The sequence below is a fragment of the Nonomuraea harbinensis genome (assembly GCF_019396385.1).
GTDB classification, from domain to species: Bacteria; Actinomycetota; Actinomycetes; order Streptosporangiales; family Streptosporangiaceae; genus Nonomuraea; species Nonomuraea ferruginea.
Map to the genome: position 1 here is coordinate 47,524 of NZ_JAHKRN010000037.1, position 18,311 is coordinate 65,834.

Genomic DNA, 18,311 nt, shown 5'->3' on the forward strand with positions numbered 1-18,311 from the left:
CCCGGCGGTCAGTCGCCGTATTTCTTCACAGCCTCGTAGTAGATGACCGCGAGGTGGCCGCAGAGCGCTTGGTACTGCCGGTCGAGCTGCGAGTCGCAGGCATGGTACAGGTCCTGGAGGAACAGCAGGTCGGTGTGCGTCTTGGCGCCGTAGCCCCAGAAGCCCATCTTCTTGGCGTTGCGATAGCCGAAGTCGTGCCGCAGGCAGGCATCCTTGAAATCGACCCGTTGGAGACCGACGTACGGTTTGTCCGGGGCCATGCTGCAGCCGTCGCTGTCCCAGTCGAAGGTGTAGGACGCGTAGTAGCCCCGGCTGAACGTGGAGTCGTACCACCAGGCCCGCCCGCCGGCGCCGAACGCCATCAGCTGGTTGTACATCTGACGCTTCGGCATGAGCAGCATCGCCGTCCGGACGACGCTGTCGCGCTCTCCTGCCGGGTTGACGGCCGCGACCTTGATCTCGTACCTGATCGGGGCCACCCACTTCAGCGTCATCGAGGTCTTCGTGGTCGGATACTTGCTCCGGGTCCACGAGCCGTAGTACGGGAAGACCGGGCGCCAGTACACCCGGTACATGACCCCCGGTGTGGGGCTGGGGTTCCAGTCGATCTTGATGCTGCCGATGGCCGAGGACACCCTGGGGTTGTCCGGCGGGTACGGGTAGACGTGGGTGGGGCCGCTCCTGACGGTGTTGCCGGGCTCGCTCGCCCCCCAGCGGTTCACGGCGACGACGCGGAAGTCGTAGGAGTAGCCGGTCCACAGGGGGTAGGTCAGGCGGACGCTGGTCCCGATCGTGGGGTAGGCGAAGTAGTACCAGGTGGAGCTGGAGGCCGACTTGAAGTGCACCCAGTAGTACGCGTACGGCGTGTCACTCGGATCCCAGCTCAGGTGCACATAGCCGTACCCGCCACTGGCTCTCAGATTCTTCGGCGCGGTCGGCCGCACCGACTTGGGGCCGGTGGTGACGACGTTCGAGGGGCCGCTCATGCCGTCGGCGTTCTCGGCGACGACGCGGAAGTCGTACAGGAAGTCGTTCCACAGCGGGGTGGTCAGGCGCGCCGAGAGCGCGGTGGTGGGGTAGCCGAAGGTGTACCAGGTGGAGTTGCCCTTGGAGCGGAACTGCACCCAGTAGAAGACCACCTGCGACGCCGCCCCGGGGGACCACGCCAGGTCCACGTACCCGTCGCCGGTGCCGGTGACGCGCAGGCTCTTGGGGGCGGCGGGGGCCGCCAGCACGGTGCGCTCCCCCGCCGGGACGGCGGGCTCGGCGACCGCCGCGGCCTCGGGCCTGGCCTCGGGGTCGTCGGCGTGCGCCGACAGGATTGCGGGTCCGGCCTTCGCCGTCCCGCGCGCCGCCGAGGCCGTTCCCGGAACGGTCACCCGCACCGGGTCGGAGTCGGGGCCGTCGCCGACCGCGTCGGTGGCGGCCACCTTGAAGTCGTACACGTGCCCGGCCGTGAACGGCCCCAGCTCCGCCGAGGCGGTGACTGCCGGGTACCCGAACTTCGTGTACGCGCTCTCCCCGGCCGTGACGTCCCGCCGGTACACCCAGTAGTACACGTCGGGGATGGCGGTCCAGGCGAGCTTGACGGTGCCGCCGGCCTGGGCGGCCGCGGTCAGGCCGGTGACCTTGGGCGGCGGCTGCGGTGCCGGCGTCGCCCTGACGACCGCCCCCGCCGGTCCTTCACCCGCCTGGCTGATGCCGCTCACCTTGAACTCGTAGACGTGCGAGTTGACCAGCGGCTCCACGGTCAGAGCCGGCTCCTGCACCGGATACGGCAGGCGGGCGAAAGCCGCGCCCGCGGTGACGTCCCGCGCGTACACCCAGAACATCTCGGCGCCGGTCGGCGCCGTCCACGTCAGGCGCACGCTCTGGTCGCCCGCCACCGCCTTCAGCCCCGTGGGCGCGGACGGCGGCGTCACCTTCGCCACGGCGCTGACCACCGCGCTGGCAGCGCCCTCGCCGCCGTCGCCCACGGCGACCACCTTGAACTCGTAGGTGTTGCCGTCGATCAGGGAGCCGATCTTCGCGGGCGGGGCCTCGACAGGGGCATCCACGCGGGTGAACGTGGTGTGCCCGGCGCTCACGTCCCGCCGGTCGATCCAGTAGGCGCGGGCGCCCGGCGAAGGCGTCCACGACAGCTCGACCGTGCCGTCGGCCAGCGGGGTGGCCTTCAGCCCGGCCGGCGCGGCGGGCGGCGCCACCCGGGCCGTCACGCTGACCGTGTTCCCGGCCGGTCCCTCCCCTGCCTCGTTGCCCGCGCTGACCTTGAACTCGTAGGTGTTGCCGCTCAGCAACGGCTCCACCTTGGTGGTGGTCTCCTCGACCGGGGCGTCCAGCTTGGTGAAACCGGTCTCGCCCGCGGTCACGTCCCTGCGGTGGATCCAGTAGACGTCGGCCCTGGCGGCGGCCGTCCACGACAGCGTGACCGCGCCGTCGGACTCCGCCTTCGCCGTCAGGCCCGTGGGAGCGGCCGGCGGCGCGAGCGTGAGGGTGACCCGCGCCAGGTTCGTCGGCGGGCTCTCGCCGACCGTGTTGACCGCGGTGACCTTGAACTCGAAGGTGTGCGTACGCGCCAGCCCCGTCAGGGTGGCGCCGGTCGCCGCCGGGTCGTCGACCGGCACCTCGGTGAACAGCGTCTCGCCGGCGGTGACGTCGCGCTGGTAGACGCGGTACCTGACCTCGCTCTCGGCCGCCGTCCATGTCAGGTCGACGTCGCCGGTGTCGGTCGCGGTGGCCCGCAGGCCGGTGGGGGCGGCGGGCGCGGTGCGGCGTCCGCCGATGGAGACGACCGGGGTGGGCGGCCCTTCGACGCCGCCGACGGTCACCGCGCTGACCTGGTACGTGTAGGTGTGGCCGTCCTCCAGGCCGGCGTTCAGGTAGGAGGTGGTGTCCGCCGGGGCCCCGATCCGGGTGAGGTGCGTCTGCCCGGCCGTCACGTCACGGCGGTAGATCCAGTAGTCGAGATCGCTGCCCGGGGGCGCCGTCCAGGTCAGCTGGGCCATGCCGTCGCTGGTGGCGGTCACCCTGAGACCGGTGGGTGCGCCCGGCGTCGCCGCGGGGTCGGGCGTGGGCGGGGGCCAGGTCACCTCCTTGAACCGCGGCCGGTAGATGCGCACGTCCCGGTAGTGGGCGTCGATGTCGAAGGTGTTCACGTCGTAGGAGATCAGCAGTTTGCCGGGGGCCGACAGCTCGGGGTGGACCCGGGCGACGTAGACGAATTGGTTGGGGTCCAGCTTCGGCTCGACCGCTTCGAGCAGGTACGTCGGGCCGGTGAAGGGGCCGGTGGGGGAACCGGCGGCATAGGCCACGATCCGGTTGCTGAAGATCTCGTTGTTCTCCTGGGTGACCAGGACGTACTGGTTGCCCTCCTTGGTGACCGACATGCCCTCGCCGACGCCGCTGAGCAGCCGCGCCGACGCCGACTCCTGCGCCGACCAGGCCGAGCCCGTCCAGTACTCCCAGGCGCCCGACAGGTTCCCGGCGGTCACCCGCGCCACATGGGTGAACTTCAGGCTGCCGGAGGACTCACTGCCGTAGATGTAGGTGTGGACGCCGTCCTCCAGGATCGACGACCCCCAGCCGATCTTCCCCGACACCGGCAGGACCTTGACCGAGGACAGGGTCAGGCCCGGCAGCGCGAAGGTCGCCAGCACGTTGCCGGTCAGGCGGAAGCCGAGCGGCGTGCCGTCGCCGGTGGCGGTGTAGCTGCCGTAGACGACCTTGAGGGTGTTCCCCTCGACCGTGGCGTCACCCAGCCAGTAGAAGTCCGAGCCGGAGGAGGGACGTACTAAAGCGGTCGGCGCGCTCGCCGTCCCGCCGTGCAGGGTCGGGCCGAGGTTCGTGCCGTTCTGCACGACCAGCGTGTTGTTGACCATGGGGGTGTCGCGCGGACGGGAGTGGTCGGGGTTGACGGTGCCGAGGAAGGTGTCGGAGAACAGCCAGGCGATGCGGCCGTCCGGCAGCGGGACCGTGACGGTGGAGTCGCCGCCCGTCCAGTGGCCGCCGGCGTCGCCGTAGCCGGCCCACATGTCGGTGAGCGCGGCCGGGGTCATGGGGGCGGCGGCGCTGGTCCGGGCCGAGGCCGCCGCCGTCTCCGGTGATTGAACGTGGAGGAGGCCGGCCAGAAGAACCAGCGAAAGGACCGAGCCGGCCCACCTACGAAACATGACGACTCCTCGGAGCACGCGACATCGCTCGAAGGCTAGATCGACAAGATCCCGGCGGGAACGGGCGGCATGACTCAATCTGGCGCCGCGACCGGGGTCGGTCATTGAGTACGACGACTCAGCCGGATATCCGCTGACCTCGGGCTTCTTTACAGATCTGGGCTACTAGATCAATGACGTCCCCGTTGGTATGTTGCGCGTGTGCTGCATGGTCGTGCCGTCGAGCTGTCAGCCGTCGACCGTCTGCTGACCGGTGCCAGGGCCGGCGCGAGCGCCGCGCTGGTCGTCCGCGGCGAGGTGGGCATCGGCAAGACCGCTCTGCTCGACCACGCGGCCGCCTCGGCCGCCGTGACGGGGTTGCGGGTGCTGCGCTGCGCGGGCACCGAGTCCGAAGCCGGGCTGCCCTTCGCGGCGCTGCACCTCCTGCTCCGGCCGTGCCTGCCCCTGATCGGCCGCCTGCCGGGACCTCAGGCGGCGGCGCTGGGCGCCGCGTTCGGCCTGACGGCCGGGCCGGCGGGCGGGCCCGGCCAGGGCCGGTTCCTGGCCGGGATGGCGGTGCTCACCATGCTGGCGGAGTCGGCGCGGGAGACGCCGCTGCTGTGCGTGGTGGATGACGTGCAGTGGCTCGACCGGCCGTCGGCCGACGCCCTGCTGTTCGCCGCGCGACGGCTGGGCGCCGAGGGCATCGTCCTGATCTTCGCCTCCGAGGACGATTCCGCTCTGGACATCCTCCCGGAGCTGCGCCTGCGCGGGCTCGACGGGCCCGCCGCCGCCGCTCTCGCGGAGTCCGTGACCGGACGCCGGCCGGTGCCCTCCGTCCTGGACCGCCTGCTCACCGAGTCCGGCGGCAACCCGCTCGCCTTCGTCCAGCTCTCGTCGGCGCTCACGCCCGACCAGCAGGACGGCGCCCTGACCGCCCTCCCCCTGGCGATCAGCGGATCTCCGGAGGCCGGATGGGGACCTGCCGCGCCGCCGGCAGTCAGCAGATCTCCCGAGGCCGGATGGGGACCCGCCGCCCCGCCGGCGGTCAGCGGGGCCCTGGAGGCAGGACTCGTTTCGGGCAGTGGGGCGATGAACGGCGGGAGCCGGGCGGAGCGGGTCTTCCGCGCGCGGATCGGGCGCCTGCCGGTGCCCACGCGGGCGCTGCTCCTGGTGGCCGCCGCGGACGACACGGGCCTGTTGCGGGTGGCCCTGACGGCCGCCGCCGCCGCGTTCGGCTCGGCGTCCGGGGACCTCGGCCCGGCGGTGGAGGCTTCTCTCGTACGGGTGTCGGGCACGTCGATCGTCTTCCGCCATCCCCTCATCCGGATGGCGGCCTATCAGCGGGCTTCGGCGGCGGATCGGATGGCGGCGCACCGGGCCCTCGCGGGAGCCCTGCGAGGCACCGCACACGCCGATCGCCGCGCCTGGCACCGCGCCGCCGCCTCGACCGGGCCGGACGAGAAGACGGCGCGGGCGCTGGAGACAACGGCCCGGCGTGCCGCGGAGCGCCGCGCCCACGCGACAGCCGCGGCGGCCTACGAACGGGCCGCCGAGCTGAGCCCCGCCCGCGAGGCCGCCTCCGCCCGCCTCGCCGCCGCCGCCCGCGCCGCCTTCGACGCCGGCCACCTCACCCAGGCGGCCCGCCTCGCCGACCGCGCCCACTACCTCCGCCCCGACCAGCCCTTCGACTCCCACCACCCCAACCAGCAGCCCACTCCGTACGCACCCGCAGACGACATCCCAGAACGCCCGAGCACCACGGCCACGACCATCGACGCCATCCCAGAACGCCCGAACACCGCAGGCACGACCGTTGACGACATCCCGGAACGTCCGAACACCGTAGACACGGCTGTTGGCGGCATCCCTGGACGCCTGAGCAGCGCGGACGCGAACGTTGACGGAGTCCCCGAAGGCCCGAGCAGCGCAGGCACGAGCGCCGAGCGCATCCCCGAACGCCTGAGCGCTGCGCATGCGTCGCTCGGCGGGGGTGTGGCGTGTCGGGGGCGTACGGGAGGGGGTGAGCGCGACGGGGTGACGGAGAGGGGGGCGGTGGCGCGGTTGCGGGCGGCGGTGGCGTTCGAGCAGGGGTTTCCCGGGCTGGCGAGCCGCATCCTGGTGGCGGGCGCCGCGAGGTGCGCGCCCGCGACGGCCTCGCTGATGCTGGCGGAGGCCGTACGGGCCGCTTGGCACGCGGGTGACACCGACCTGGCCGGCGAGATCGCGCGCAGGCTGGACGGACTCTCTCCCGGCACCACTCCCCTGGCGGGCGCCATGACCGCGCTCACGGATCTCATCCGCGGCGTGTCGGTCACGGGCATGCCCCGGATCACGGAGCTGATCGATCAGGCCCGCCGCGCCCCGCTGCCCGACGACCCTCGCGCTCTCCTGCTCGCCTCCGCCGGCTTGGCCACCGCAGACCATCGCGCGTCCTACGAGCTGGCCGACGCCCTCGTCACGGCCTGCCGTACCACCGGAAGGATCGGCTCGCTGCCGGGCGCGCTCCTCGTACGGGCCAGGGCGCAGACCTTCCTCGGCCACCATCGCCAGGCGGAGGCCACCGCCGTGGAAGCGCTCCGCCTGGCCCACGCCGGCGGCCAGCGCCACACGGCCGCCCACCTCGCCCGCCTGCTCTCCTGGCTGGCCGCCGTCTCCGGCGGTGACGCGGGGCGGCACGGCGCGTACGCGGAGGACCCGGCCGCGCACGACGACGCGGTGAGCGCCGCCGTGGCGAACTGGGCCCGCGGCCTGAACGACCTCACCTCCGGCCGCTACGCCTCGGCCCTGGACCGGCTGACCGGCGGCTGGTCGGGCAGCTCGCTCATCGCCGCCTACCTCTCGGCCCCCGACCAGGTCGAGGCCGCGGTGCGCTGCGCCCAGCCGGAGAGGGCCCGCGCGACGTTCCACCGCTTCGACGCCTGGGCCGCCCAGACCGGCCGGCCCACCCCCGAAGCGCTCGCCCACCGCTGCCGGGCGCTCCTCATGCCTCCGGGCTCCCCGGACGACGACCGCCAGGCCTGCTTCGAAGCCGCCCTGCGCGCTCATCAACGCGACCCGCAACCGTACGAACAGGCCAGGACCGAGCTCGTCTACGGCCAGTGGCTGCGCCGCACCCGCCGCAAGCGCGCGGCGCGCGAGTTGCTGGAAGCCTCCAGCGAACGTTTCGACCAGCTCGGGGCCCGTCCTTGGGCCCGCCGCGCCGCCGCCGAACTGCGCGCCACCGGCGACCCGCGTCACGGCCGCGCGGCCGGGCACGTCCCCCGGAACCTGCTCACCGCCCAGGAGCGCCAGATCGCCAGGCTCGCCTCGCGCGGCGTCCGCAACCGCGACATCGCCGCCCAGCTCTTCCTCAGCCCCCGCACGGTCGGCAACCACCTGTACAACGTCTTCCGCAAGCTCGGCATCACCTCCCGCCGCGACCTCGGCACCGCTCTCGGCCTCGACACGCCCTGACAGGCGTCGAACACGCCGGCGCCCTCGCCGCGCAAGCCGGGTACGCACCGGCGCCCTCGCGGCGCAGGCCGGGTGCGCGCCGAGCGGTCCTCCCGGCCTGATCCGCGTCATCACGGGGCCTAGTTCGGCGTGGAGGGGATGGGATTCCCTTGTCTCGACCGGCCGGGCGTCACCAGGGCGGCGACGACGACGCCGGCGCCCGCCGCGACGGCGGCCACGGTGAACCCGCCGGCGAAGCCGCTCAGCGTGGTTCCCGCCAGGCTCGCGGCGGCGACGCTGGAGACGACCGCGGCGCCGAGTGAGGCGCCGAACTCGTGGAAGGTGCTCACGATGCCGGAGGCGATCCCGGCCTCATGGGGCGCCACCTGGCCGAGCGCGGTCGCCGAGGCGACGACGAACAGCGCGCCGGTGCCCGCGGCGGCGACGGAGACGCCGACCACGACGACGGCGGGATGCATCGACACGGCCGGTGCGGCCAGGCCGAGAGCCGCGACCGCCAGTCCGGCGACGGCCGGCGCGCGTCCGCCCCAGCGGCCGATCACGCGGCCGGTCAGGTTGGCCCCGAGCATCGTGGCCACCGCCACGGGGAGGAACAACAGGCCCGTGTGCAGCGCGCCGTATCCCTGAGCCTGCTGGAAGTAGAAGGTGCCCAGGAAGAACACGGCGATCATCAGGGCCGTCGCCATCAGGATGAGGAACGCGCCCGCCGCCACGGGCCGCCGCGCGAGCAACCGGACGTCCATCAGGGGCGACCGCGCCCGCCGCTGCCACACGACGAACAGGACGTAACCCACCGCGGCGGCCAGGACGAGCCAGCCGGTGAACGACGTGAGCCAGCCCCGCTCGCCGGCGGCGATGAGAGCGTAGATCAGCGACGCGGTGGAGGCCGTCACCAGGATCGCGCCGAGGACGTCCAGCCGTGACCGTTCGGTTCCCCAGGTCGGCAGCCGCGGCACGAGGGCGGCGAGCACCACGGCGATCACCAGCCCGATGGGCACGTTGACGTAGAAGACCCACGACCATCCGGGGCCCGCCGTGAGGAGGCCGCCGACCAGGACGCCGAGTGCGGCTCCGCCTCCGCCGAGCGCGGACCAGACGCCCAGGGCCTTGTTCCGCTCCTCGCCGTCGAACAGGGCCACCACCAGGGACAGCGCCGAGGGTGACAACAGGGCCGCGCCGACCCCCTGGGCGATGCGGCCGCCCACGAGCATGGCCGCGGATTCCGCCAGTCCGGTGACCAGCGACGCCGCGGTGAAGAGAAGGAGCCCGGTGAGCATGACGCGCTTGGCGCCCACCAGGTCCGAGATCCGCCCGCCGAGCAGCATGAGTCCGCCGAAGGTGAGCGTGTAGGCGCTGACGGTCCAGGTCAGCGCCTCGCGGGTGAGCCCGAGGTCGGTCTCGATGTGGGGCAGGGCGATGGCGACGACGGTGACGTCGAGGATCAGCATGAGCTGCGCCACGCCGAGAAGGCCGAGAACGCGCCAGCGCGCCGGGTGTGCGCCCGGCTGGGCGATCTGTTGGTTCATGAGGTCTCCATGGCAAGAAGTCGTACTTCCATGTACGAGCTTTGCCCTGACTATAACTCGTATGTGCGCGTACGCGTTAGAGTGCCGACATGGCTGAGCCGTCCATACGCCCCAAGCGCCGCGCCGATGCCGAGCGCAGCATCGCCCGCATCGTGTCCGCGGCCCGCGCCCTGCTGAGCTCCGACCCCAACGCGAAGACGGACGACATCGCGAAGGCGGCGGGCGTGGGGCGGATGACCCTCTACGGACACTTCGGCACCCGCGCCGAACTCGTCGAAGCGGCGCTCGTGGACGCGCTGAAGGCCGGTGACGAGACCCTGTCGGCCGTCGACCTGACGGGGAACGCCCGCGAGGCCATGACCCGCCTGCTGGCGTCGAGCTGGCAGATCGTGGCCGAGTCCGCGGCCCTGCTCGCCGCGGCCGAGGAGGTCCTCCCCGCGGGACGGATCAGGGAACTGCACGAGAGACCGGTCCGGCGCATGACCGAGCTCGTCAGCCGCGGCCAGGACCAGGGCGTCTTCCGCGCCGACCTGCCCACCACATGGCTGGTCAGCGTCGTCCAGTACATTCTGCACGGGGCGGCGACCGAGATACGGGCGGGACGCCTCGCCCCTCACGACGCCGCGGAAGTGGTGACGAAATCCGTGGAGTCGGTGCTGACCGGCCAGGCCGTCAAGAGATAAATGCGACCAGGAAAATAAAGAAAGAAAACAGCAGGTCGAAGGCCGGATCCCCGTCATTCACGAGAATCTCGTCCGTTCTATTCGTGACCTATATCATTGCATTTATCGCCTCAAATGCTCCTATAATCGGAGACAAAGGCTGGATTCGATGAACAGCGCATGGAGAACGGCATGATGATTTCACCCGGCCCGTACGACGAGTTCGATCTGACGGGACACGCGTGCGTCGTCACCGGGGCCGCGCAGGGCATCGGCGCCGCCGAGGCGCGGCTGCTCGCGCGGCGCGGTGCGGCGGTGCTGTGCGCGGACCTGGCGGACACCGGGCCGCTGGTGGAGGAGATCCGCGACGAGGGCGGCATCGCCCTCTCCTGGCAGGGGGACCTCACCGAGCGGGGAGCGGCCGAGGACGTCCTGGCCGCCGCGGAGGGTTCCGGGCGGCCGGTCTCGGTTCTGGTCAACAACGCCGGCATCGTCCGTGACCGGATGGTCTTCAACCTGGACGACGCCGACTGGGACGCGGTGCTCGCGGTGAACCTGACCGCGCCCTTCCGGCTGTGCCGTGCCCTGGCCCGGCACTGGCGCGGGCAGCCGCGGCGCGCGGGACGGCGGATCATCAACACGAGCAGCGAGTCGGGGCTCTACGGCAACGCCGGGCAGAGCAACTACGCGGCGGCCAAGGCCGGTCTCGCCACGCTGACCTTGACCCTCGCCGCCGAGCTCTCCCGCTACGGGGTCCGCGTCAACGCGATCGCCCCCAGGGCACGCACCCCGATGAGCGAGGCCGCGTTCGGCACGCTGCCCGGCGGCGCCCTGCCGCCCGACCGCGTCGCGGCCCTGGTCGCCTGGCTCGCCGGCCCGTCCGGTGAGGACGTCACCGGGCAGGTCTTCGTCGTCGCCGGGGACACCGTGCGGCGGATGCGCACCTGGTCGCCGGTGCGCGCGGCCCGGCAGCCGGAGGAGTGGTCGCCGGAGACGAGCAAGCGCTTCCTGGCGGAGCTCTTCGACGGGGACGCCACACGTCACGAGCCCGCTCCGATCAGCGCCCTGTTCACCGGCGAAGCCACCGGGTAGCGCACCGGCGGGCCGGCCGCCAGGGTCGGCGGGGGTGCGGCGGAACCGAGCCCGCCGCACCAGGCCCGCCGGCACGGAGGGGCCGGGACGGACGTACGTGCTCAGGCACCGGTCCGCGTCTCCTGGGCCGTGCCGGGGATGAGGGAGCGCCGGACTTCTTCCTCGATGAGGTTCCAGATGTGGTCGACATACGCGGTGAACCTCTCGCCGCGTTTGGTGTGCAGATCGCGGGGGCGGGGGATGTCGATGCGGATCTCCTCACGGATGCGCCCCGGGTGGGCGGCCATCACGATCACCCGGTCGGCGAGCAGTACGGCCTCGTCGAGCTGGTGCGTGATGAACACCACGGTCTTGCGCTGCTTCGTCCAGATGTCGAGCAGCTCGGTCTGCATCACCTCGCGGGTCTGCGCGTCGAGGGCGGCGAAGGGCTCGTCCATCAGCAGCAGGGTCGGGTCCACCGCGAGGGCGCGGGCCAGGTTGACCCGCTGGCGCATGCCGCCGGAGAGCTGGTGCGGGTAGTGGTTCTCGAACCCGCGCAGCCCGACGAGCTCGATGCACTCCCTGCTCCGCGCGTCCGTCTCCGCCGAGCGACGGCCGCGGACGTCCAGGCCGAAGCGGACGTTCGCGAGCACGGTCCGCCACGGGTAGAGGGAGTCCTGCTGGAACACCACCGCCATGTCGCCGTGGCGGGGATGCGCCGTACGCCCGGACACGCGCACCTCACCGGCCGACGGCGCGATCAGCCCGTCGATGGTCTTGAGCAGCGTGGTCTTGCCGCAGCCGCTCGCGCCGACGACGCAGACGAACTCCCCGTCCTCGACGGTGAGGCTGACACCGTCGAGGACCGTGGTGAAGGCGCCGCCGACCTCGTAGCCGACCGACAGCCCGTCGATCTCCAGCAGCGGCGACGTCCCCGGCGGGAGGGGAGCGTCGATGGGGTTCTGGCCGCCGGCGGGGCGGCGGCGGAAGGGCCGGAGCATACGGCTTCCTCTCTCGATCTCGGCTCCCGGAGCGGCCGGGCACGGCCGATGTCAGTCGCGGGCATCCTGGGAGAAAGAGCGGGCGTCGACGGCGGCGAGGGATTCCAGGGCGAGTCCGTGGGCGAGACCGAACTGCAGCTCGCGGCGGATCAGCATGGTGAGGCACGCGCGGGTGTAGCGGAGCATGAGCGTGGTGTTGGCGGCGAGCTCGCGGGCGAGCTCCCAGGCCCGGTCGAGCAGCCGGTCCGGTGGCAGCACCTCCGCCACCAGGCCGAGTTCCAGGGCTTCGCGGGCGCCGATGGTGCGCCCGGTGAGCAGGAAGTGCCGGGCCCTGTTCATGCCCAGGAGCCACGGCCAGACGATGTGGACGCCGTCGCCGGGCACCACCCCGGCGACGACGTGCTGGTGGTCGGCGAAGACGGCGGTCTCCGAGGCGAGGACGATGTCGGAGAGGAGGGCGAGCTCGGCGTGCTCGGTGGCCGGGCCGTTCACCGCGGCGATGATGGGCACCTCGATGTCGAGCAGGTCGAAGAGCATGTGCCGCCCCTCGTGCGCCACCCGGTCCCAGCCCTGCGGGGTGGTGTTGCGCTTCTCGAAGGCCATCTCGGTGAGGAAGTCGGGGCCGCTGCCGGTGAGGATGACGACGCGGTTGTCCGGGTCGGTGGCGATCTGCCGGAACGCCTCGGGCAGTTCGCGGTGCGCCCGCTCCGACCACTTCAGCGATCCGCCGCCGGTGTGCAGGGTCACCTGGAGGATGCCGTCCTCCCGCGCCATCCGCACGTCGCCGAAGCGGTCCCGGTACTCCTCGAACCTGCTCACCGCCCCTCCTCCCCGGGCCGCCGGCCGTCGGGCGCCCACGGCTGGTAGCCGGGTTCCAGCGGCACCTGGAAGGTGTCCATCAGCATGGTCAGCGCCCGCCAGATCGCGATGACGTAGCAGATCTCGACCACCTCGCCGTCGTTCGCGAGCACCTCCTTCAGGTCGCCCAGGGTCTTCTCGGAGACCCGGTCGTCGCGGGCCATCTCGTCGACCGCGCGCATCACGGCGCGTTCTGCGGGCCCGAATCCTTCGTACGCCGCGCCCTCGCGCACGCCGAGCACGTCGGCGGGCCGCTTGCCCGGCAGGTCGACGTCGACGGTCGGCGCGTAGTGGTGCGCCCACAGGTACGTGGAGCCGGTCACCCAGGCCACGCGCATGATCGCGAGCTCGCGCAGCCGGGTCGCCTCGGGCCTGCGGGTCAGTCTCCCTTCCCAGAGGATGCGGTCGTTGATCTCGTTCTCGACGCGGGCGGACTGCGGCGAGTTCAGCAGCAGCCGGTAGAAGAAGATGCGCGACATCTCCTCGCGCATGCCCGCCTCGACGGCGATCCGCGCCGCCTCCTCGACGGGGAGCATCGGGATCAGGCCCTGGGGTTCGTCGGTCGGCATAGCCGTGGTCTCCCTGTCGTGGGTGCGGGTCATCCCTGGCCTGACTGCCAGGGGGCGACCCGCCGTTCCAACCATTCGAAGATCTTGACGAGCAGCACGCCGGTGACGGAGAAGATGAGCACCCCGGCGAGCAGCACGTCGGTCTGGAAGTACTGAGAGGACACGAGGATCCGGTAGCCGAGGCCGCTCTGGGAGCCGAAGAGCTCGCCGACGACGACGCCGATGAGCCCGCGCCCGATGCCCATGCGGATGCCGGCGACCAGGAACGAGACGGAGGTCGGGAACCGGACCATGGTGAACAGCTGCAGGCGGCTCGCGCCGAACGACCGGGCCGCCTCCAGGTGCTGCGGGTCCGTCGCCCGGATGCCGGCGTCGGTGTTGATCGCGATGGGCAGGACGACGAGCATGAACACCAGGAGCACGGTCTTGGTCTCGCCGATGCCGAACCAGAGGATGAACAGCGGCGCGAGCGCGACGAGCGGAGTCGCGTACAGCCCGTTGATGAGCGGGTCTATGTAGTCCTTGGCGCGGCGGCTGGTGCCGAGGAGCAGCCCGAGCAGCACCCCGGCCACGAGCCCGGCGCCGAACCCCTTGAGGAACTCGTCCGCGCTGACGAGCAGGTCCTGCTGGAGCGTCCCGTCCGCCCACATCGTGCCGACCGCCTGGACGGTGCTGATCGGCCCGGCCAGGAAGAGCGGGTTGGCGACGAGATACTCGGCCGCGACATGCCAGACCACGAGGAAGCCGGCGAAGCTGACGACGGCCCGGTAGCCGCGCCATCGGCGGCCGGAGCCCCTCCGCCGGCGCGGCCCCGGCGCGGGGGGCATAGTGGTGTGCCGCGCCCGCCGCTCGCGGGAGGTCACGCCGCTCATGCCGCCGTCTGGCCCTCGGGAAGCAGGCCCTTGGGGCCCGGACCGTTCTTGACCGAGTCGGGCAGTTCGTCGAAGGCGGCCTTGACGTGGGAGTTCTCGATCAGTCCCGCGATGTCGGACGGCACGGAGGCGTCCAGGGAGCCGCCGGACTTCATCAAGGAGATCGTCCGGGGGATCACCTCGTCGGCGATGACGCCGTCGCGCGGGTACGCCCCGGAGGTCACCCAGGTGTAGGAGGCTTCGGCGACGTCCGGCTCGACCTGCGCGTTCTTGGCCAGCAGGGCGATCACCCGGTCCTTGTTCGCCGGGTCGTAGAGGAAGGCGATGGAGGCGAGGTAGCCCTTGAGGAAGGCGCGCGTGGCGTTGGGGTGCTCGGCGACCCAGTTCTTCAGGGCGATGATGCCGAAGAAGGACAGGTCCTGGTATTCGGGCACCTGCTGCAGGTCGTACAGGATCTTGTAGCCCTGCCGTTCCAGCAGCGTGGACGTGGGCGGCAGCACCGCGATGCACTTGATCTGGCCGGACTGCAGGGCGGCGAGGGCGGGGCCGGCGTTGAGGTTGACGTTCGTGAGCTTGAAGTCGGCGCCGGCCTTCAGCTTGCCGCCGTGCTCCATCATCTTCGACAGGTAGAGGGCGTCGCCGATCCCCTCCGGGTTCTGCGCGCCGCACGTCGCGCCCCTGAGGTCCTCGAAGGACCGGACCTCCTTGGGCACGACCAGATACTCGGGGTACGACCGGTAGCCCTCGGCGACGGCGATGACGCGCGGGTCCTTCTGGTGGGCGAGGACGACGGCGTCGTACACGGTGGAGGTGAACTGCACCGAGCCGCCGATCATGGCGGCGAGCGCGTTCGGGCTGGACTGCGAGTAGATCATCGACACGTCCAGGCCGTGCTCCCTGAAGATGCCGAACTCGACGCCGACCTGGATGGCCCAGTTGCCGGCGTTGGCGGTGACGCCGCTGAAGGTCACCTTGTCCACCTCGGGCCCGGCGGCGCCCGCCGTGCTCGGCTCGGGCGTGGCGGCGGGGGGTTCGCCGGCGCCGCACGCTCCGGCTGTCACCAACAGGGCTGTCGCGGCGAGGATCCGAAGGGCACGGGCGGCACGGGCGGCACGGGTGGCACGGGTGGCACGGGTGGGGGGCATCGAAACTCCTAGGCGGGATTCGCGTGCGTTGCTCGACCTCACCCGAACGCCGTTATCGGCATCGTTACCGGCGCGCGGGCGGAGGCGGACGATCGGGGCGGCCACGGCGGGGTGGCCTGCGGCGACTCCGTTACCGGGCCGCCGCGACAGGTCACGGGGCGGGTTCCTCGGCGGGTTCCTCGGCCGGCTCCTCGGCCGGGTCCTCGGCGGGGACGAGAGGGAGGACGAGCGCCGACGGGTGGCGGTCGTCGTGGACGACGGTCTGCCGCGCGGGGCGCAGGTCCTCGGGCGCGGTGGCGGTGCCGTCCTCGGTGCCGGCGTGGCGGTCGTACTTGGGGAACGAGCTGCTGGAGACCTCCAGCCGGATGCGGTGGCCCGGCAGGAAGACGTTGCCGGTGGCGATCAGGTCGACTTCGACGCGGACCGGCCCGGACCCGGCGGCGGCGACCTCCGCCGCGGTCACCCGCCGGATGCCGTCGCAGAGCAGGAACGCCCGGCCGTCGGGGTGGACGTCGACGAGCTTCGCCGTCACGTCCGTGGCGGGAGCGTCGGTGACCAGGTGCAGCACGGCGTGGACGGGGCCGATCACCTCGACCGGGCCGGTCAGCGGGTCGCTGCTGTAGACGAGGACGTCGTCGCGGTCCTCGATCGCGCTCTGGTCCATCGGGCCGGAGTTCGCCGCCGGGTTGGGCAGGTAGGTCGCGCCGCCGCGGGTGGGCACGGGGTCGCGCGGGTCGTACCGGAACGTGTCGGGCGGCTGCGGCCCCTCGGGAGGTGTGCGGGACAGGCGGCCGTCGCCGTGGCGGGAGTTGGCGGCTCCCCCGCTGTGCAGGTACCAGGGGGTGGCGCGGGCGCGGGCGAGCGGCCACTCCTGCTCGTCACGCCACTCGTCCACGCCCATCACGAACACGCGCACCGGCGGCAGCTCGGGACCGCCGGCGCCGGACAGATGCTGGGCGAACCAGGCGAGCTGCAGTCCTTCCATGTCGATCGCGGCGGGGAAGCGCCGCTCGGGGCCGCAGGCGTCGCCGAACAGGGCGGGCGACCACTGCGTCCACGGGCCGATGATCAGGCGCTGCCGCTCGGCCGCCGGGCCGCCCGCGGCCTTGATCGTCTCGTACGCGGCCAGGTTGCCGTCGAGGTGGACGTTGTACCAGCCGGCGACGTGCAGCACGGGCAGGTCGGTCGCGGCGAGCGCGTCACGGGCGCTGAGCGCGTGCCAGTACGGGTCGCCGGGCGGGTGGGCGAGCCATTCGCGGTAGTGCGGGGCGATGCCGTCCAGGGCGGGCGCGTCCGTCAGCGGCAGCCTCCCGAAGGCGGCGTCCGGGTCGCGCAGGGCGCCGGCGAGCGCCCGCGCCGTGTCCTGGTGCGCGGCGGCGCCGTCGCGGGCTGTCGCGCGGCGGAGCTGGTCGGGGGCGAGGTTCGCCAGGCTCCACCACAGGTTGAAGCCGAGCTGGAACGCGCCGCCGCGCCAGACCCAGCCGCTGTCGTACTCGGACGCGGTGAAGTGCGGCACGATCGTGCGCAGCGCGGGCGGCCGGCGGCGCAGCGCCTGCCACTGCGGGACGCCGTTGTTCGACGCCCCGTACATGCCGACCTGGCCGCTCGACCACGGTTGCGCGGCGGCCCAGCCGACGCACGCGGCGGCGTCCTCGCCGGAGCCGGCGAACGGGCGGAACGGCTCGTCGCCGCCGGAGCGGAACCGGCCGCGGGCGTCCACCACGACGACCACGAAGCCGTGGTCGACCGCCCGCTCGGGGTTGATCACGCCGTAGACGGAGGCCCAGTTCGCCTTGTCGTAGGCGGTGTACTGGAGGAGCACCGGCCGCGGTCCCGCCGCCGGGTCGCGGTACACGTCGGCCCGGAGCACGACGCCGTCGGGGAGCGGGATCGGCACGTCCCGCTCGCGCAGGATGGCCGGGCGCATCAGGATTCCCCCGCGCGCTCCACGCGGGTCTCCAGCGCGCCGAGCCCGTCGATCTCCAGCCGGATGACGTCGCCCGGCTTGATCCAGCGGTCGATCTCGATCCCGGCGCCGGTGCCGACCGTCCCGGAGCCGAGCATGTCGCCGGGCAGCAGCGTCTCCCCCGCCGAGGCGTGCGCCACGATCTGCTCGATGGACCAGTGGATCGACCCGGCGGAGCCCTCCGACCACAGCTCGCCGTTGACGAAGGCCCGCATGCCGGCCGCGAAGGGGCGGGGGATCTCGTCGGCGGTGACGAGGTACGGCCCGGTGGCGCAGCCGCGGTCGAAGCCCTTGGTCTTGGCCGGGCCGACCGCGGTGCCCATCTCGCGGCGCTGGACGTCGCGGCAGGACAGATCGTTGAAGATGGTGAGCCCGGCGATGTGGTCCCAGGCCCGCTCGGGCGGGATGTCCCGGCCGCTCCTGCCGATGACGATCGCGAACTCCAGCTCGTAGTCGAGCTTCTCGGTGTACGCCGGCCACTGTCCGACCTCGTCAGGGCCGAACACCGACGCGCTGCGGGTCACGTAGTGGGAGGGCGCCTCGTACCACGCCGGCGGGACCTCCCTGCCCAGGTTGCGCAGGGCGTTGACCATGTGGTCCTCGAAGGCGAAGAAGTCGCGCAGCGCCGGCGGGCGGTCGACGGGGGCGAGCAGGCGCACCGCCTCGCGCGCGTGGGCGTGCGGGCCGAGCGGGCCGGTCTCCCGCCGCGCCGCCTCTGGGTCGCCGAGCGCGCCGAGGAGCCGCTCCGCCTCCCGCTGGGCGCGTCCGCCGGAGCCGAGCAGGGCGACCGTGCTCCCCGGGAAGGTGGCGCGGGCGAGTTCCGCGGCGCGGCCGGGCTCGCCGCCGTCGGCGACGATCTCCGAGGCCAGCAGCGCGGCGAGGTCGACGATGACCGGCGCGTCGAGCGCTCCCACCGCGGCCCCCGCGCGCACCTCCGCGTCCGGCCAGCCGTGCGGCGTGAAGCGGCAAATCCTCATCTAGAACCCTCCGTAGATCGTGGCCGGCTGCCGGGTTTGTCGTGCGGCAGGTTCTATTTC

The 18,311-nt window shown here is 72.5% G+C and carries 12 protein-coding genes; 3 read left to right on the forward strand and 9 right to left on the reverse strand.

Features of this window, described 5'->3' with window-relative positions:
* Positions 1 to 8 precede the first annotated feature (8 nt).
* Positions 9 to 4,169, reverse strand: coding sequence for a phospholipase A2 (locus KME79_RS30955; protein ID WP_219548113.1), 4,161 nt, complete (start codon positions 4,167 to 4,169; stop codon positions 9 to 11).
* 201 nt (positions 4,170 to 4,370) lie between these two features.
* Here KME79_RS30955 and KME79_RS30960 point away from each other — a divergent pair, with 201 nt between their 5' ends.
* Positions 4,371 to 7,604 (forward strand): helix-turn-helix transcriptional regulator, encoded by a 3,234-nt coding sequence (locus KME79_RS30960; RefSeq protein WP_219548114.1) that lies wholly within the window; start codon positions 4,371 to 4,373, stop codon positions 7,602 to 7,604.
* A gap of 119 nt (positions 7,605 to 7,723) precedes the next feature.
* Here KME79_RS30960 and KME79_RS30965 read toward each other — a convergent pair whose 3' ends face one another.
* A complete protein-coding gene (locus KME79_RS30965; protein ID WP_219548115.1) occupies positions 7,724 to 9,130 on the reverse strand; it encodes an MFS transporter in 1,407 nt (468 codons plus the stop codon).
* An 89-nt stretch (positions 9,131 to 9,219) separates the two neighbouring features.
* On the opposite strand from KME79_RS30965, the gene KME79_RS30970 reads away from it, so the two are divergent.
* Positions 9,220 to 9,813, forward strand: a complete 594-nt coding sequence (locus KME79_RS30970; protein WP_219548116.1) for a TetR/AcrR family transcriptional regulator — start codon at positions 9,220 to 9,222, stop codon at positions 9,811 to 9,813.
* A gap of 171 nt (positions 9,814 to 9,984) precedes the next feature.
* Positions 9,985 to 10,884 carry an SDR family NAD(P)-dependent oxidoreductase gene (locus KME79_RS30975; RefSeq protein WP_219548117.1) on the forward strand — a complete coding sequence of 300 codons (900 nt, stop codon included), beginning with the start codon at positions 9,985 to 9,987 and terminating at the stop codon, positions 10,882 to 10,884.
* 101 nt (positions 10,885 to 10,985) lie between these two features.
* On the opposite strand, the gene KME79_RS30980 is transcribed toward KME79_RS30975, so the two are convergent.
* The 7 genes from KME79_RS30980 to KME79_RS31010 form a co-directional block, all read right to left on the reverse strand.
* Positions 10,986 to 11,864 (reverse strand): ABC transporter ATP-binding protein, encoded by an 879-nt coding sequence (locus KME79_RS30980; protein WP_219548118.1) that lies wholly within the window; start codon positions 11,862 to 11,864, stop codon positions 10,986 to 10,988.
* Positions 11,865 to 11,915: 51 nt separating this feature from the next.
* Complete coding sequence (locus tag KME79_RS30985) at positions 11,916 to 12,683, reverse strand: enoyl-CoA hydratase/isomerase family protein (protein WP_219548120.1); 768 nt, start codon at positions 12,681 to 12,683, stop codon at positions 11,916 to 11,918.
* On the reverse strand, positions 12,680 to 13,291 hold the full coding sequence (locus KME79_RS30990; protein ID WP_219548122.1) for a carboxymuconolactone decarboxylase family protein: 612 nt from the start codon (positions 13,289 to 13,291) through the stop codon (positions 12,680 to 12,682). The genes KME79_RS30985 and KME79_RS30990 overlap by 4 nt, the downstream gene beginning before the upstream one ends.
* Before the next feature lie 29 nt (positions 13,292 to 13,320).
* Positions 13,321 to 14,163 carry an ABC transporter permease gene (locus KME79_RS30995; RefSeq protein WP_219548124.1) on the reverse strand — a complete coding sequence of 281 codons (843 nt, stop codon included), beginning with the start codon at positions 14,161 to 14,163 and terminating at the stop codon, positions 13,321 to 13,323.
* Complete coding sequence (locus KME79_RS31000; protein ID WP_219548126.1) at positions 14,160 to 15,308, reverse strand: ABC transporter substrate-binding protein; 1,149 nt, start codon at positions 15,306 to 15,308, stop codon at positions 14,160 to 14,162. The genes KME79_RS30995 and KME79_RS31000 overlap by 4 nt, the downstream gene beginning before the upstream one ends.
* Positions 15,309 to 15,459: 151 nt before the next feature.
* The gene (locus KME79_RS31005) at positions 15,460 to 17,235 is read right to left on the reverse strand and encodes a CocE/NonD family hydrolase (protein ID WP_219548128.1); all 1,776 of its coding nucleotides are present in this window, start codon (positions 17,233 to 17,235) and stop codon (positions 15,460 to 15,462) included.
* On the reverse strand, positions 17,235 to 18,251 hold the full coding sequence (locus KME79_RS31010; RefSeq protein ID WP_219548130.1) for a fumarylacetoacetate hydrolase family protein: 1,017 nt from the start codon (positions 18,249 to 18,251) through the stop codon (positions 17,235 to 17,237). Before KME79_RS31010 ends, KME79_RS31005 begins: the two co-directional genes overlap by 1 nt.
* Between the last annotated feature and the right edge of the window lie 60 nt (positions 18,252 to 18,311).